Here is a 17254-nt window from a genome sequence, read left to right as displayed (position 1 = left end):
CACGCCAAGGACCTGCTCACTTCCCCCCTTCGAGCCCCATCGTTCAACGTCGCCATTTCGCCCACACCACTGGCTGCCAGTGCTTCTGACCAGCGAGCAATCGGAGCTGCCCCTGTACGCACAGCGCAGCCGACAGAGCGAACATTTTTTACCGACCTATGCGACGAGGTTTACTTTCATGGCACTGACACGCGAACAGCAAATTGCAGCCCTCGAAAAAGATTGGGCCGAGAACCCACGCTGGAAAGGCGTGACCCGTACCTACTCTGCCGCTGATGTCGTTCGTCTGCGTGGCTCGGTTCAACCTGAGCACACCCTGGCCCGCATGGGTGCCGAGAAGCTGTGGAACCTGGTAACCAAAGGCGCCCACCCTTCGTTCCGCCCTGAAAAAGATTTCGTCAACTGCATGGGCGCCCTGACCGGCGGCCAGGCTGTTCAACAGGTCAAGGCCGGTATCCAGGCTATCTACCTCTCCGGCTGGCAAGTGGCTGCCGACAACAACTCGGCCGAGTCCATGTACCCCGACCAGTCGCTGTACCCGGTGGACTCCGTGCCAACCGTGGTCAAGCGCATCAACAACTCGTTCCGTCGCGCCGACCAGATCCAGTGGAAAGCCGGCAAGAACCCGGGCGACGACGGCTACATCGACTACTTCGCACCGATCGTGGCTGACGCCGAAGCCGGTTTCGGCGGCGTACTCAACGCCTACGAGCTGATGAAGAACATGATCGAGGCAGGCGCCGCCGGCGTTCACTTCGAAGACCAGCTGGCCTCGGTTAAAAAATGCGGCCACATGGGCGGCAAGGTACTGGTTCCGACCCAGGAAGCCGTACAGAAGCTCAACGCTGCCCGCCTGGCAGCCGACGTTGCCGGTGTACCGACCATCATCCTGGCCCGTACCGACGCCAACGCCGCCGACCTGCTGACCAGCGACTGCGACCCGTACGACCAGCCATTCGTGGTGGGTGAGCGCACCCAGGAAGGTTTCTACAAGGTACGTGCCGGTCTGGACCAGGCGATTGCCCGCGGCCTGGCCTACGCACCGTATGCCGACCTGATCTGGTGCGAAACCGCCAAGCCGGACCTGGACGAAGCACGCCGCTTTGCCGAAGCCATCAAGAAGGAATACCCGGACCAGATCCTGTCCTACAACTGCTCGCCTTCCTTCAACTGGAAGAAGAACCTGGACGACGCGACCATCGCCAAGTTCCAGCGCGAGCTGTCGGCCATGGGCTACAAGCACCAGTTCATCACCCTGGCTGGCATCCACAACATGTGGCACGGCATGTTCAACCTGGCGCACGACTACGCCCGCAACGACATGACTGCCTACGTGAAGCTGCAGGAGCAGGAATTCGCCGACGCGTCCAAAGGCTACACCTTCGTGGCGCACCAGCAGGAAGTGGGCACTGGCTACTTCGACGACATGACCACCGTGATCCAGGGTGGCAAGTCTTCGGTTACCGCCCTGACCGGCTCGACCGAAGAAGAGCAGTTCCACTGATCGGCTGATCGATTGGTGACATTCGGGTAACACGCAAGACCCGGGGCCTGTGATGGGGCTCCGGGTCTTGTGCCATTCATACCCCGCGCAGGCGCCAGCCTTGCCGGCGAAAAGGCCAGCCGCCCGGCACAAGGCTTCCTTATTACCCCCGATTGGCTATGCTAGTGCACACCGGCGTCAGCGGACGGCCGTGGCAGCGCAGATACCGACGCGCCACCCCCGCGCACAACCCTGAGCCAGAGCCCAGCGCCAGCACGCAGACACTGCCCGAAACAGGGGCGCACAAACTTGCCGGCCACACCCTTGAACAACAACTTTTAGTTGACGCAGGAGGTAGGAATAACAGGAGCTCTTCAAATGATATTAATTATCATTTCGAAACTTGCATTTCGTTACGCCATACAAGAAACATAATTAACAAAAGCACGCGCAATCCACGGAATACGTGGCCTGCAGCGAGTTACGAAAGATTTTTGTTCTTAATGCTACGAATAAATTTGCTGCAGAAATTTTACTTGCTACGGGTTTACCCATAAAATCAGCGCGATAGATTTCGCTGCGACATATCGTCACTGCTCTACTTCTTTTCAAGCTCAGAGACCAAGCGCTCTGTTAAGGATTTTCAGCATGCCCGATTCGACAGGACTCATCGCCCACAACTGGGGCTTTGCCATCTTCCTTTTGGGTGTCGTCGGCCTGTGTGCCTTCATGCTCGGCCTGTCCGCCCTGCTGGGCAGCAAGGCCTGGGGCCGCAGCAAGAACGAACCGTTCGAGTCCGGCATGCTGCCAACAGGCGGTGCCCGCCTGCGTCTTTCCGCCAAATTCTATCTGGTCGCGATGCTGTTCGTGATCTTCGATATCGAAGCCCTCTTTCTCTTTGCATGGTCTGTGTCCGTCCGCGAAAGCGGCTGGACCGGATTCGTCGAAGCACTCGTTTTCATAGCAATTCTGTTGGCAGGTCTTGTCTACCTATGGCGCGTCGGGGCCCTCGATTGGGCTCCCGAAGGTCGTCGCAAGCGGCAAGCGAAGCTGAAACAATGAGGCTTTGGCAATGCAATACAATCTCACCAGGATCGACCCCGATGCGCCCAACGAGCAGTATCCAATCGGTGAACGGGAAACCGTCTCCGATTCGCTGCTAGAGGACCAGGTCCACAAGAACATCTTCATGGGCAAGCTCGAAGATGTACTCAGTGGAGCCGTCAACTGGGGGCGCAAGAATTCCCTGTGGCCGTACAACTTCGGCCTCTCCTGCTGCTACGTGGAAATGACCACGGCCTTCACGGCGCCCCACGACATCGCCCGCTTCGGCGCCGAGGTCATCCGGGCATCGCCGCGTCAGGCCGACTTCATGGTCATCGCCGGCACCTGCTTCATCAAGATGGCGCCGATCATCCAGCGCCTGTACGAGCAGATGCTCGAACCCAAATGGGTCATCTCCATGGGTTCGTGCGCCAACTCCGGTGGCATGTACGACATCTACTCGGTCGTTCAGGGGGTCGACAAGTTCCTCCCCGTGGATGTCTACGTGCCTGGCTGCCCGCCTCGCCCCGAAGCGTTCCTGCAAGGCCTGATGCTGCTGCAGGAATCGATCGGCAAGGAGCGGCGTCCTCTTTCGTGGGTCGTCGGCGATCAAGGCGTGTACCGCGCCGAGATGCCGTCGCAGAAAGAGCAGCGTCGTGAACAGCGTATCCAGGTTACCCACCTGCGCAGCCCCGACGAAGTCTGATCCAGCGACCTGCCGCCTGTTCATTCGAGCAGGCGGCCTGGCTTCATTCTCTACGTTGACCGAAAGCGATCGAGACCATGACAGCGGACACCGCTATTTACATCCCGCCTTACAAGGCTGACGACCAGGATGTGGTCGTCGAATTGAACAATCGTTTTGGCCCCGAGGCGTTCACCGCCCAGGACACCCGCACCGGCATGCCGGTGCTTTGGGTTGCCCGCGCCAAGCTGATAGAAGTGCTGACCTTCCTGCGCAACGTGGCCAAGCCGTACAGCATGCTGTACGACCTGCACGGCGTGGACGAGCGCCTGCGCACCCAGCGTCGCGGCCTGCCGGGCGCCGACTTCACCGTGTTCTACCACCTGCTGTCCGTCGAGCGTAACAGCGACGTGATGATCAAGGTGGCACTGAACGAAGGTGACCTGAACCTGCCCACCGTCACCGGTATCTGGCCCAACGCCAACTGGTACGAGCGCGAAGTCTGGGACATGTTCGGCATCGACTTTGCCGGCCACCCGCACCTGACCCGCATCATGATGCCGCCCACCTGGGAAGGCCATCCGCTGCGCAAGGACTTCCCGGCGCGCGCCACCGAGTTCGACCCCTACAGCCTGAACCTGGCCAAGCAGCAGCTCGAGGAAGAAGCCGCACGCTTCAACCCCGAAGCCTGGGGCATGAAGCGTTCCGGTGCCAACGAGGACTACATGTTCCTCAACCTTGGCCCCAACCACCCTTCGGCTCACGGTGCGTTCCGTATCGTGCTGCAGCTGGACGGTGAAGAGATCGTCGACTGCGTCCCGGACATCGGCTACCACCACCGTGGTGCCGAGAAGATGGCCGAGCGCCAGTCCTGGCACAGCTTCATCCCCTACACCGACCGCATCGACTACCTGGGCGGGGTGATGAACAACCTGCCCTACGTGCTCGCGGTCGAGAAGCTGGCCGGCATCAAGGTTCCGCAGAAGGTCGACACCATCCGCATCATGATGGCCGAGTTCTTCCGCATCACCAGCCACCTGCTGTTCCTGGGTACCTACATCCAGGACGTCGGCGCCATGACCCCGGTGTTCTTCACCTTCACCGACCGTCAGCGCGCCTACACCGTGATCGAAGCCATCACCGGTTTCCGTCTGCACCCGGCCTGGTACCGTATCGGTGGCGTGGCCCACGACCTGCCGCGCGGCTGGGAAAAACTGGTCAAGGACTTCGTCGACTGGCTGCCCAAGCGCCTCGACGAGTACACCAAGGCCGCCCTGCAGAACAGCATCCTCAAGGGCCGTACCATCGGCGTGGCTGCCTACAACACCAAGGAAGCCCTGGAATGGGGCGTCACCGGTGCCGGCCTGCGTTCGACCGGTTGCGACTTCGACCTGCGCAAGGCACGCCCGTACTCGGGCTACGAGAACTTCGAGTTCGAAGTGCCGCTGGCCAGCAATGGCGATGCCTATGACCGCTGCATGGTGCGCGTGGAAGAAATGCGCCAGAGCATCAAGATCATCGACCAGTGCATGCGCAACATGCCGGAAGGCCCGTACAAGGCGGATCACCCGCTGACCACGCCGCCGCCAAAAGAGCGCACCCTGCAGCACATCGAGACCCTGATCACGCACTTCCTGCAGGTTTCGTGGGGCCCGGTCATGCCGGCCAACGAGTCCTTCCAGATGATCGAAGCGACCAAGGGCATCAACAGTTACTACCTGACGAGCGACGGCGGCACCATGAGCTACCGCACCCGGATCCGCACTCCGAGCTACCCGCACCTGCAGCAGATCCCTTCGGTGATCCGCGGCAGCATGGTCGCGGACCTGATTGCGTACCTGGGCAGTATCGACTTCGTTATGGCTGACGTGGACCGCTAAGCATGAATAACACGCTTATCCAAACCGACCGTTTCGCCCTGAGCGAAACCGAGCGCTCGGCCATCGAGCACGAGATGCACCACTACGAGGACCCGCGCGCGGCGTCCATCGAAGCCCTGAAGATCGTTCAGAAGGAACGCGGCTGGGTGCCGGACGGCGCCGTGTACGCCATCGGCGAAGTGCTGGGCATCCCTGCCAGCGACGTCGAAGGCGTGGCCACCTTCTACAGCCAGATCTTCCGCCAGCCGGTCGGCCGCCACATCATCCGTGTGTGCGACAGCATGGTCTGCTACATCGGCGGCCACGAGTCGGTGGTCAGCCAGATCCAGAGCGAGCTGGGCATCGGCCTGGGCCAGACCACTGCAGACGGGCGTTTCACCCTGCTGCCGGTGTGCTGCCTGGGCAACTGCGACAAGGCCCCGGCCCTGATGATCGACGACGACACCTTTGGCGACGTGCAACCTGCCGGCGTTTCCAAACTGCTGGAGGGTTACGTATGACCATCACTTCCTTCGGCCCGGCCAACCGCATCGCGCGCGCCGCCGAAACCCATCCGCTGACCTGGCGCCTGCGCGACGACGGCGAGCCACTGTGGCTCGACGAGTACCAGGCCAAGGACGGCTACACCGCTGCCCGCAAGGCACTGGCGCAGATGTCGCAGGACGACATCGTGCAGACCGTCAAGGACTCCGGCCTCAAGGGCCGTGGCGGTGCGGGCTTCCCGACGGGCGTCAAATGGGGCCTGATGCCCAAAGACGAATCCATGAACATCCGCTACCTGCTGTGCAACGCGGACGAAATGGAGCCCAACACCTGGAAGGACCGCATGCTGATGGAGCAACAGCCCCATCTGCTGATCGAAGGCATGCTGATCAGTGCCCGCGCGCTCAAGGCCTACCGCGGCTACATCTTCCTGCGTGGCGAATACACCACCGCCGCGCGCAACCTCACCCGTGCGGTCGAGGAAGCCAAGGCTGCCGGCCTGCTGGGCAAGAACATCCTGGGCAGCGGTTTCGATTTCGAGCTGTTCGTGCACACCGGCGCCGGGCGTTACATCTGCGGTGAAGAAACCGCACTGATCAACTCCCTCGAAGGCCGCCGCGCCAACCCGCGTTCCAAGCCGCCCTTCCCTGCCGCCGTGGGCGTGTGGGGCAAGCCGACCTGCGTGAACAACGTCGAGACCCTGTGCAACGTGCCGGCCATCGTCGGCAACGGCATCGACTGGTACAAGTCGCTGGCCCGCGAAGGCAGCGAAGACCACGGCACCAAGCTGATGGGCTTCTCCGGCAAGGTGAAGAACCCTGGCCTGTGGGAACTGCCCTTCGGTGTCACCGCCCGCGAGCTGTTCGAAGACTACGCCGGCGGCATGCGCGACGGCTTCAAGCTCAAGTGCTGGCAGCCAGGCGGCGCCGGTACCGGCTTTTTGCTGCCCGAGCACCTCGACGCCCAGATGTACGCCGGCGGCATCGCCAAGGTCGGTACCCGGATGGGTACGGGCCTGGCCATGGCCGTTGACGACAGCGTCAACATGGTCTCGCTGCTGCGCAACATGGAAGAGTTCTTTGCCCGCGAATCGTGCGGCTTCTGCACCCCGTGCCGCGACGGCCTGCCGTGGAGCGTCAAGCTGCTGCGCGCCATCGAGAAAGGCCAGGGTCAGCCAGGCGACATCGAGACGCTGCTGGGGCTGGTTGGTTTCCTCGGCCCAGGCAAGACCTTCTGCGCTCACGCACCCGGTGCGGTCGAGCCGCTGGGCAGTGCCATCAAATACTTCCGCCCCGAGTTCGAAGCCGGCATCGCAGCCACTGCTGCACCGCGCCCGGACTTGGCCAAACCCGTTGTGGTTGGCGCATAACGAACAAGAAGACGGGCGGTCCGTGCCGCCCGTTGCCCGCGATGCTCGCCCGGATGACGGCGAACCGCAGGCATACAGCTTTCCATTAGCCACGCCCGCAGACGCGGGCCAACGAAGAACTTTGAACCATGGCCACTATCCACGTAGACGGCAAAGAGCTCGAAGTCAACGGTGCAGACAACCTGTTACAGGCGTGTCTGTCGCTAGGCCTCGACATCCCCTATTTCTGCTGGCACCCGGCGCTCGGTAGCGTCGGTGCCTGCCGCCAGTGTGCGGTCAAGCAGTACACCGACGAGAACGACACCCGTGGTCGCATCGTCATGTCCTGCATGACCCCTGCCACCGATGGCAGCTGGATTTCCATCGAAGACGAAGAAGCGCGCGTGTTCCGCGCCAGCGTCGTCGAATGGCTGATGACCAACCACCCGCACGACTGCCCGGTGTGCGAGGAAGGCGGTCACTGCCACCTGCAAGACATGACGGTGATGACCGGCCACAACGAGCGCCGCTACCGTTTCACCAAGCGTACCCACCAGAACCAGGAGCTCGGCCCGTTCATCTCCCACGAGATGAACCGCTGCATCGCCTGCTACCGCTGCGTGCGCTACTACAAGGACTACGCCGGCGGTACCGACCTGGGCGTGTTCGGTGCGCACGACAACGTGTATTTCGGCCGCGTCGAGGACGGTGTCCTGGAGAGCGAGTTCTCCGGCAACCTGACCGAGGTCTGCCCGACCGGTGTGTTCACCGACAAGACCCACTCCGAGCGCTACAACCGCAAGTGGGACATGCAGTTCGCCCCGAGCATCTGCCATGGCTGCTCCAGCGGCTGCAACATCAGCCCGGGCGAGCGCTACGGTGAACTGCGCCGCATCGAGAACCGTTTCAACGGCTCGGTGAACCAGTACTTCCTGTGCGACCGTGGCCGCTTCGGCTACGGCTACGTCAACCGTACCGACCGCCCACGCCAGCCACTGCTCCAGGACGGCCAGAAACTGGGCCTGGACGCCGCGCTGGACAAGGCCGCCGACATGCTGCGCGGGCGCAACATCGTGGGTATCGGTTCGCCCCGTGCAAGCCTGGAGAGCAACTACGGCCTGCGCGAGCTGGTGGGTGCCGAACACTTCTATGCAGGCATGGAAGCCGGTGAGCTGGAGCGCGTGCGCCTGGCTTTGCAGGTGCTCAACGACAGCCCGCTGCCGGTGCCGACCCTGCGCGACATGGAAGACCATGACGCGGTGTTCGTGCTTGGCGAAGACCTGACCCAGACCGCTGCCCGCGTGGCCCTGGCCCTGCGTCAGTCGGTCAAGGGCAAGGCCGAGGCGATGGCCGATGCCATGCGCGTTCAGCCGTGGCTCGATGCCGCGGTGAAGAACATCGGCCAGCACGCCATGTACCCGCTGTTCATTGCCAGCCTGAGCGAGACCAAGCTCGACGACGTGGCGCAAGAGTGCGTGCACGCCGCGCCGGACGACCTGGCCCGCATCGGTTTCGCCGTGGCCCACGCCATCGACCCGAGCGCCCCAGCCGTCGAAGGCCTGGACGCCGAAGCCCTGGACCTGGCCAAGCGCATCGCCGACGCCCTGGTCGCGGCCAATCGCCCACTGGTGGTTGCCGGTACTTCGCTGGCCTCCAGGGCTCTGATCGAAGCTGCCGCCAACATCGCCAAGGCACTCAAGCTGCGCGAGAAGAACGGCTCGCTGAGCCTGGTGGTGCCCGAAGCCAACAGCCTGGGCCTGGCCATGCTCGGTGGCGAGTCGATCGATGCGGCGCTGGACGCCGTGATCGCCGGCAAGGCCGACGCCATCGTGGTGCTGGAAAACGACCTGTACAGCCGCGTACCGGCTGCCAAGGTCGACGCTGCCCTGGCCGCGGCCAAGGTGGTGATCGTTGCCGACCACCAGAAAACCCCGACCACCGACCGCGCGCACCTGGTGCTGCCGGCCGCCACCTTCGCCGAGGGCGACGGTACCCTGGTCAGCCAGGAAGGCCGCGCCCAGCGCTTCTTCCAGGTGTTCGACCCGCAGTACCTGGACAGCAGCATCCTGGTGCACGAAGGCTGGCGCTGGATGCACGCACTGCGTGCCACCCTGCTCAACAAGCCGATCGACTGGACCCAGCTGGACCACGTGACCCACGCCGTGGCTGGCGTGGTGCCGCAACTGGCCGGCATCGTCAACGCCGCGCCATCGGCCGCGTTCCGCATCAAGGGCATGAAACTGGCCCGCGAGCCGCTGCGCTACTCGGGCCGTACCGCCATGCGCGCCAACATCAGCGTGCACGAGCCACGTACCCCGCAAGACCCGGACACCGCGTTCGCCTTCTCCATGGAAGGCTACTCGGGCTCCGCCGAACCACGCCAGCAGGTGCCGTTCGCCTGGTCGCCGGGCTGGAACTCGCCGCAGGCCTGGAACAAGTTCCAGGACGAGGTCGGTGGTCACCTGCGTGCAGGCGACCCGGGCACCCGCCTGATCGAGACCCAGGGCGACAGGCTGAACTGGTTCGCCAGCGTTCCGGCGGCGTTCTCGCCGGCCCGTGGCACCTGGCAGGCCGTGCCGTTCTACCACCTGTTCGGCAGTGAAGAGAACTCTTCGCGCGCCGCCCCGGTGCAGGAGCGCATCCCGCAGGCCTACGTGGCACTGGCCAAGTCCGAAGCCGACCGCCTGGGCGTCAACGACGGCGCACTGCTGAGCCTGAACGTGGCCGGCCAGACCCTGCGTCTGCCGCTGCGCATCAATGAGGAACTGGGCGCAGGCCTGGTTGCATTGCCCAAAGGCCTGGCCGGCATCCCGCCTGCCATCTTCGGTGCATCCGTCGAAGGCTTGCAGGAGGCAGCACAATGACCTGGTTCACCCCTGAAGTGATCGATGTGATCCTCACTGTCATCAAGGCCATCGTGGTGTTGCTGGCGGTGGTGGTCTGCGGTGCGCTGCTCAGCTTCGTCGAGCGTCGCCTGCTGGGCTGGTGGCAGGACCGTTACGGTCCTAACCGCGTCGGCCCGTTCGGCATGTTCCAGATTGCCGCCGACATGCTGAAGATGTTCTTCAAGGAAGACTGGAACCCGCCCTTCGTCGACAAGGTGATCTTCACCCTGGCACCGGTGGTGGCCATGAGCGCCTTGCTGATCGCCTTCGCGATCATCCCGATCACCCCGACCTGGGGTGTCGCGGACCTGAACATCGGCCTGCTGTTCTTCTTCGCCATGGCCGGCCTGTCGGTGTACGCCGTCCTGTTCGCCGGCTGGTCGTCGAACAACAAGTACGCCCTGCTCGGCAGCCTGCGGGCCTCGGCCCAGACCGTGTCGTACGAAGTGTTCATGGGCCTGGCGCTGATGGGCATCGTGGCCCAGGTCGGCTCGTTCAACATGCGCGACATCGTCGAATACCAGGCGCAGAACCTGTGGTTCATCATTCCGCAGTTCTTCGGCTTCTGTACCTTCTTCATCGCTGGCGTGGCCGTGACTCACCGTCACCCCTTCGACCAGCCGGAAGCGGAACAGGAACTGGCCGACGGCTACCACATCGAATATGCCGGCATGAAATGGGGCATGTTCTTCGTGGGCGAGTACATCGGCATCATCCTGATCTCGGCGCTGCTGGTAACCCTGTTCTTCGGTGGCTGGCACGGGCCGTTCGGCATCCTGCCGCAACTGTCGTTCGTGTGGTTCGCCCTGAAGACCGCGTTCTTCATCATGCTGTTCATCCTGCTGCGCGCCTCGATCCCGCGCCCGCGCTATGACCAGGTGATGGACTTCAGCTGGAAGTTCTGCCTGCCGCTGACCCTGATCAATTTGCTGGTGACCGCTGCGCTCGTGTTGCTCAACACGCCAGCTGTTGCGGCCCAGTGAGGATTTGACCCATGTTCAAGTATATTGGCGACATCGTTAAGGGCACTGGCACCCAGCTGCGCAGCCTGGTGATGGTGTTCTCCCACGGGTTCCGCAAACGCGACACCCTGCAATACCCCGAAGAGCCGGTCTACCTGCCGCCGCGCTACCGCGGCCGCATCGTGCTGACCCGCGACCCCGACGGCGAGGAGCGCTGCGTGGCCTGCAACCTGTGCGCCGTGGCCTGCCCGGTGGGTTGCATCTCGCTGCAGAAGGCCGAGACCGAAGACGGTCGCTGGTACCCCGAGTTCTTCCGCATCAACTTCTCGCGCTGCATTTTCTGCGGCCTCTGCGAGGAAGCCTGCCCGACCACCGCGATCCAGCTCACCCCGGATTTCGAAATGGCCGAGTTCAAACGTCAGGACCTGGTGTACGAGAAAGAAGATCTGCTGATCTCCGGCCCCGGCAAGAACCCTGATTACAACTTCTACCGTGTTGCAGGTATGGCCGTTGCCGGCAAGCCGAAGGGCGCCGCGCAGAACGAAGCCGAGCCGATCAACGTGAAGAGCTTGCTCCCTTAAGGAAGAAAGATGGAATTCGCTTTCTATTTCGCATCCGGTGTCGCCGTGGTGTCCACCCTGCGGGTGATCACCAACACCAACCCGGTGCATGCCCTGCTCTACCTGATCATTTCGCTGATTTCCGTGGCGATGACCTTCTTCGCCCTCGGCGCGCCGTTTGCCGGCGTGCTCGAAGTGATCGCCTACGCTGGCGCCATCATGGTGCTGTTCGTGTTCGTGGTGATGATGCTCAACCTGGGGCCGGCCTCGGTCGCCCAGGAGCGCGGCTGGCTCAAGCCCGGCATCTGGGGCGGGCCGGTGTTCCTCGCCGTCCTGCTGCTGGCCGAACTGCTGTACGTGCTGTTCGTGCAGCCGAGCGGCGCCGCCATCGGTCATACCACCGTTGACGCCAAGGCCGTGGGCATCAGCCTGTTCGGCCCTTACCTGCTGGTGGTGGAACTGGCCTCGATGCTGCTGCTGGCTGCAGCAGTGACGGCGTTCCACCTCGGCCGCAACGAGGCGAAGGAGTAAATCATGTCAGCAATTCCTCTCGAACACGGCCTGGCCGTCGCCGGCATCCTGTTCTGCCTCGGCCTGGTCGGGCTGATGGTGCGCCGCAACATTCTGTTCGTACTGATGAGCCTGGAAATCATGATGAACGCCTCGGCACTGGCATTCATCGTGGCGGGCAGCCGCTGGGCGCAACCGGACGGGCAGATCATGTTCATCCTGGTGATCAGCCTGGCCGCCGCCGAGGCCAGTATCGGCCTGGCGATCCTGCTGCAGCTGTATCGCCGCTTCCACACTCTCGATATCGATGCTGCCAGTGAGATGCGCGGATGAACCTACTCTTTCTGACCTTCGTCTTCCCCCTGATCGGCTTTGTGCTGCTGTCGTTCTCGCGCGGGCGGTTCTCGGAGAACCTGTCGGCGCTGATCGGTGTCGGTTCGATCGGCCTCTCGGCCATCGTGGCCGCCTACGTGATCTGGCAGTTCAACGTCGCCCCGCCTGAAGGCGGCGCGTACAGCCAGCTGCTGTGGCAGTGGATGCAGGTGGGCGACTTCAAGCCCAACTTCACCCTGTACCTGGACGGCCTGTCGGTGACCATGCTCGGCGTGGTGGTCGGCGTGGGCTTCCTGATCCACCTGTTCGCCTCGTGGTACATGCGTGGTGAAGCCGGCTACTCGCGCTTCTTCGCCTACACCAACCTGTTCATTGCCAGCATGCTGTTCCTGATCCTGGGCGACGACCTGCTGTTCATCTACTTCGGTTGGGAAGGCGTGGGCCTGTGCTCGTACCTGTTGATCGGTTTCTACTACAGCAACCGCAACAACGGCAACGCGGCGCTCAAGGCCTTCATCGTCACCCGTATCGGCGACGTGTTCATGGCCATCGGCCTGTTCATCCTGTTCCAGCAACTGGGCACCCTGAACATCCAGCAACTGCTGGTGCTGGCGCCGCAGAAGTTCCAGGCCGGTGATTTCTGGATCGTGCTGGCAACCCTGATGCTGCTGGGCGGCGCCGTGGGCAAATCGGCCCAGCTGCCGCTGCAGACCTGGCTTGCAGACGCGATGGCCGGCCCTACTCCGGTATCGGCACTGATCCACGCCGCCACCATGGTGACCGCCGGTGTCTACCTGATCGCACGTACCCACGGCCTGTTCGCCCTGGCACCCGACGTGCTGCACCTGGTGGGTGTGGTCGGCGGCGTGACCCTGGTGCTGGCCGGCTTTGCCGCGCTGGTACAGACCGACATCAAGCGTATCCTGGCCTACTCGACCATGAGCCAGATCGGCTACATGTTCCTGGCCCTGGGCGTGGGCGCCTTCGACGGCGCGATCTTCCACCTGATGACCCACGCCTTCTTCAAGGCCCTGCTGTTCCTTGCCTCCGGTGCGGTGATCGTTGCCTGCCACCACGAGCAGAACATCTTCAAGATGGGCGGCCTGTGGAAGAAACTGCCACTGGCCTACGCCAGCTTCATCGTCGGTGGTGCCGCCCTGGCTGCCCTGCCGCTGCTGACCGCCGGCTTCTACTCCAAGGACGAGATCCTCTGGGAAGCCTTCGCCAGCGGCTACAGCGGCTTGCTGTACGCCGGCCTGGTGGGTGCGTTCATGACCTCGCTGTACACCTTCCGCCTGATCTTCATCGCCTTCCACGGCGAAGCCAAGACCGAAGCCCACGCTGGCCACGGCATCTCGCACTGGCTGCCGCTGGGCGTGCTGATCGTGCTGTCGACCTTCGTCGGCGCCTGGATCCACCCACCGCTGGCCGGCGTGCTGCCGCAGAGCGTCGGGCATGCCGGTGGCGAAGCCAAGCACAGCCTGGAAATCGCCTCGGGTGCCATCGCCATCGCCGGTATCCTGCTGGCCGCCATGCTGTTCCTGGGCAAGCGTCGCCTGGTTACCGCGATCGCCAACAGCGGTATCGGTCGTGTGCTGTCGGCCTGGTGGTTCGCCGCCTGGGGCTTCGACTGGATCTACGACAAGCTGTTCGTCAAACCTTACCTGCTGATCAGCCACATCCTGCGCAAGGATCCGGTTGACCGCAGCATCGGCCTGATTCCGCGTTTGGCCAAGGGCGGTCATGCCGCCATGAGCAAAACCGAAACCGGTCAGCTGCGCTGGTACACCGCCTCGATCGCCATTGGTGCCGTGCTTGTGCTCGGTGCCGTTGTTGTGGCTGCGGTCTGATATGAACCTTGCGACTTTGCGAAAGGAATTGAGCCCGTCATGATTTTGCCTTGGCTGATCCTGATCCCCTTTATCGGCGGCCTGCTGTGCTGGCTGGGTGAGCGCTTCGGCGCCACCCTGCCGCGCTACATCGCGCTGCTGACCATGTCCCTGCTGCTTGGTATCGGCCTCTGGCTGTGGGCCAACGGCGACTACACCCTGGCGCCTGCGCCGGGTGCCGCGCCACAGTGGGCCTACGAGTTCAAAGTGCTGTGGATCGAGCGCTTCGGCATCAGCCTGCACCTGGCCCTGGACGGCCTGTCGCTGCTGATGATCCTGCTCACCGGCCTGCTCGGTGTGCTCTCGGTACTGTGTTCCTGGAAAGAGATCCAGCGCCACGTCGGCTTCTTCCACCTCAACCTGATGTGGATCCTGGGCGGCGTGGTCGGTGTGTTCCTGGCCCTGGACCTGTTCCTGTTCTTCTTCTTCTGGGAAATGATGCTGGTGCCGATGTATTTCCTCATCGCGCTCTGGGGTCACAGCTCCTCGGACGGCAAGAAGACCCGGATCTACGCAGCCACCAAGTTCTTCATCTTCACCCAGGCCAGCGGCCTGATCATGCTGGTGGCGATCCTGGGCCTGGTACTGGTCAACTACGGCAACACCGGTGTGATCACCTTCGACTACACCCAGTTGCTCAAGGCCGACCTGCCGGCGGGTACCGAATACCTGCTGATGCTGGGCTTCTTCATCGCCTTCGCGGTCAAGCTGCCGGTGGTACCGTTCCACTCCTGGCTGCCTGATGCCCACGCCCAGGCGCCGACTGCCGGTTCCGTCGACCTGGCCGGTATCCTGCTGAAGACCGCGGCCTACGGCCTGCTGCGTTTTGCCCTGCCGCTGTTCCCGAATGCCTCGGCCGAGTTCGCGCCGATCGCCATGACCCTGGGTCTGATCGGGATCTTCTACGGTGCATTCCTGGCCTTCGCGCAAACCGACATCAAGCGCCTGATCGCGTTCTCCAGCGTCTCGCACATGGGCTTCGTGCTGATCGGCATCTACTCCGGCAGCCAGCAGGCCCTGCAGGGCGCGGTGATCCAGATGCTGGCCCACGGCCTGTCGGCAGCGGCACTGTTCATCCTCAGCGGCCAGCTGTACGAGCGTCTGCACACCCGTGACATGCGTCAGATGGGTGGCCTGTGGTCGCGCATCGCCTACCTGCCGGCCATCAGCCTGTTCTTCGCCGCGGCCTCGCTGGGCTTGCCGGGTACCGGCAACTTCGTCGGCGAGTTCCTGATCCTGATCGGCAGCTTCGTCAGTGCCCCGTGGGTCACCGCGATTGCCACCTCCGGCCTGGTGTTCGGCTCGGTGTACTCGCTGATCATGATCCACCGCGCCTACTTCGGCCCGGCCAAGTCCGACGAAGTACTGGCCGGCATGGACAACCGCGAACTGATCATGGTGCTGGGCCTGGCGGTACTGCTGATTGTGCTGGGCGTTTACCCGCAGCCGTTCCTGGATACCTCCGCCGCCACCATGAGTGGTGTGCAGCAGTGGCTCGGCTCCGCTTTCACTCAACTCGCTTCGGCCCGGTAAGAGCGCTATGGACCTGACGATTCAACACTTTATTGCGCTTGCGCCACTGCTGATCACCAGTATCACCATCGTCGTGGTGATGCTGGCCATCGCCTGGCGCCGCAATCACTCGCAAACCTTCCTGCTGTCGACCGTGGGGCTGAACCTGGCCCTGCTGTCGATCATCCCGACCCTCAAGGTGGCCCCGCTGGCGGTCACCCCATTGCTGACCGTCGACAGCTTCGCGTGCCTGTACATGGCGTTGATCCTGGTCGCCACCCTGGCCTGCGTGACCCTGGCGCATGCCTACCTGGGTGACGGCGGCAAGGGCTACCCGGGCAACCGCGAAGAGCTCTACCTGCTGATCCTGATGGCGGCCCTGGGCGGCCTGGTGCTGGTCTGCGCGCAACACCTGGCCGGCCTGTTCATCGGCCTGGAGCTGCTCTCGGTACCGGTGTATGGCCTGGTGGCGTATGCGTTCTTCAACAAGCGTTCGCTGGAAGCCGGCATCAAGTACATGGTGCTGTCGGCAGCCGGTTCCGCGTTCCTGCTGTTCGGCATGGCGCTGCTGTATGCCGACGCCGGCAGCCTGAGCTTCGACGGCATCGGCAAGGCCCTGGCCACCACCAGCCTGCCAAGCCTGATTGCCCAGCTGGGCCTGGGCATGATGCTGGTCGGCCTGGCGTTCAAGCTGTCGCTGGTACCGTTCCACCTGTGGACCCCGGACGTATACGAAGGTGCTCCGGCGCCGGTCGCCGCGTTCCTGGCCACCGCGAGCAAGGTGGCTGTATTCGCTGTTGTGGTACGCCTGTTCATGCTCTCCCCTGCTGCCAGCAGCGGCGTGCTGACCACCGTGCTGTCGATGATTGCAGTGGCCTCGATTCTGGTCGGCAACCTGCTGGCGCTGACCCAGAGCAACCTCAAGCGTCTGCTGGGTTACTCCTCGATTGCCCACTTCGGTTACCTGCTGATTGCGCTGGTGGCGAGCAAGGGCATGGCGGTGGAAGCCATTGGCGTGTACCTGGTGACCTACGTGATCACCAGCCTGGGCGCGTTTGGCGTCATCACCCTGATGTCCTCGCCTTACAAGGGCCGTGATGCCGATGCCCTGTACGAGTACCGCGGCCTGTTCTGGCGTCGTCCGTACCTGACGGCGGTACTGACCGTGATGATGCTGTCGCTGGCGGGTATTCCGCTGACTGCGGGCTTCATCGGCAAGTTCTACATCATTGCTACCGGCGTCGAGTCGCAGCTATGGTGGCTGGTGGGTGCCTTGGTGATCGGTAGTGCGATCGGGGTGTTCTACTACCTGCGCGTGATGGTCACCCTGTACCTGATCGAGCCGAACCTGCGTCGTCACGATGCGCCGTTGAACTGGGAGCAGCGTACCGGTGGCGTGATGTTGCTGGCGATTGCGATTCTGGCGTTCGTGCTGGGTGTTTATCCGCAGCCGTTGCTGGACCTGGTGCAGCATGCAGGTTTGCAGTTGCTTGGTTGAGTGCTGATGCATTGACAGGACACCCCGCTTCGGCGGGGTGTTTTGTTTTTGGCGATTGAACAACCCATCCCCAGCACCGCCGTTGTTCTTGCTCTTGCTCTTGCTCTTGCTCTTGCTCTTGCTCTTGCTCTTGCTCTTGCTCTTGCCTTTGCTCTTGATCTTGATCTTGATCTTGATTGTCC

14 protein-coding genes are annotated in these 17254 nt (G+C 63.0%); all 14 read left to right on the top strand.

The genetic code is table 11. From position 1 onward, the window contains the following. The first annotated feature begins 178 nt into the window (after positions 1–178). The 14 genes from aceA to nuoN all read left to right on the top strand — a co-directional run bounded on the left by aceA (position 179) and on the right by nuoN (position 17072). Positions 179–1504 (top strand): isocitrate lyase, encoded by a 1326-nt coding sequence (aceA, locus tag DN387_RS21705; protein WP_054915103.1) that lies wholly within the window; start codon positions 179–181, stop codon positions 1502–1504. Positions 1505–2131: 627 nt separating this feature from the next. Next, positions 2132–2545 (top strand): NADH-quinone oxidoreductase subunit A, encoded by a 414-nt coding sequence (locus tag DN387_RS21700; RefSeq protein ID WP_010220397.1) that lies wholly within the window; start codon positions 2132–2134, stop codon positions 2543–2545. A gap of 10 nt (positions 2546–2555) precedes the next feature. Continuing rightward, entirely contained in the window at positions 2556–3233 is a 678-nt protein-coding gene (locus DN387_RS21695; protein ID WP_043860865.1) for an NADH-quinone oxidoreductase subunit B, read from the top strand. Positions 3234–3310: 77 nt separating this feature from the next. After that, on the top strand, positions 3311–5092 hold the full coding sequence (nuoC, locus tag DN387_RS21690) for an NADH-quinone oxidoreductase subunit C/D (protein WP_043860866.1): 1782 nt from the start codon (positions 3311–3313) through the stop codon (positions 5090–5092). Between the two features lie 2 nt (positions 5093–5094). After that, entirely contained in the window at positions 5095–5592 is a 498-nt protein-coding gene (nuoE, locus tag DN387_RS21685) for an NADH-quinone oxidoreductase subunit NuoE (protein WP_043860867.1), read from the top strand. Then, positions 5589–6944 carry an NADH-quinone oxidoreductase subunit NuoF gene (gene nuoF / locus DN387_RS21680; protein ID WP_043860868.1) on the top strand — a complete coding sequence of 452 codons (1356 nt, stop codon included), beginning with the start codon at positions 5589–5591 and terminating at the stop codon, positions 6942–6944. The genes nuoE and nuoF overlap by 4 nt, the downstream gene beginning before the upstream one ends. Positions 6945–7072: 128 nt before the next feature. Further along, positions 7073–9787 (top strand): NADH-quinone oxidoreductase subunit NuoG, encoded by a 2715-nt coding sequence (nuoG, locus tag DN387_RS21675; RefSeq protein ID WP_054915104.1) that lies wholly within the window; start codon positions 7073–7075, stop codon positions 9785–9787. Further along, entirely contained in the window at positions 9784–10791 is a 1008-nt protein-coding gene (gene nuoH / locus DN387_RS21670; protein ID WP_054915105.1) for an NADH-quinone oxidoreductase subunit NuoH, read from the top strand. Before nuoG ends, nuoH begins: the two co-directional genes overlap by 4 nt. A gap of 11 nt (positions 10792–10802) precedes the next feature. Then, positions 10803–11351: an NADH-quinone oxidoreductase subunit NuoI gene (gene nuoI, locus DN387_RS21665; protein WP_009400993.1), complete on the top strand. Its 549-nt coding sequence runs from the start codon at positions 10803–10805 to the stop codon at positions 11349–11351. Between the two features lie 9 nt (positions 11352–11360). After that, entirely contained in the window at positions 11361–11861 is a 501-nt protein-coding gene (nuoJ, locus tag DN387_RS21660; protein ID WP_043860871.1) for an NADH-quinone oxidoreductase subunit J, read from the top strand. Positions 11862–11864: 3 nt separating this feature from the next. Next, positions 11865–12173, top strand: coding sequence for an NADH-quinone oxidoreductase subunit NuoK (gene nuoK, locus DN387_RS21655; RefSeq protein WP_010220409.1), 309 nt, complete (start codon positions 11865–11867; stop codon positions 12171–12173). Then, positions 12170–14023: an NADH-quinone oxidoreductase subunit L gene (gene nuoL / locus DN387_RS21650; protein ID WP_054915106.1), complete on the top strand. Its 1854-nt coding sequence runs from the start codon at positions 12170–12172 to the stop codon at positions 14021–14023. Before nuoK ends, nuoL begins: the two co-directional genes overlap by 4 nt. A gap of 39 nt (positions 14024–14062) precedes the next feature. After that, positions 14063–15595: an NADH-quinone oxidoreductase subunit M gene (nuoM, locus tag DN387_RS21645; RefSeq protein WP_043860873.1), complete on the top strand. Its 1533-nt coding sequence runs from the start codon at positions 14063–14065 to the stop codon at positions 15593–15595. A 7-nt stretch (positions 15596–15602) separates the two neighbouring features. Continuing rightward, complete coding sequence (gene nuoN / locus DN387_RS21640) at positions 15603–17072, top strand: NADH-quinone oxidoreductase subunit NuoN (protein ID WP_054915107.1); 1470 nt, start codon at positions 15603–15605, stop codon at positions 17070–17072. Positions 17073–17254: the final 182 nt, after the last annotated feature.

It is taken from the genome of Pseudomonas sp. FBF18, assembly GCF_024261405.1.
Taxonomy (GTDB): domain Bacteria; phylum Pseudomonadota; class Gammaproteobacteria; order Pseudomonadales; family Pseudomonadaceae; genus Aquipseudomonas; species Aquipseudomonas palmensis.
This window is presented reverse-complemented; position numbering and strand designations above follow the sequence as displayed.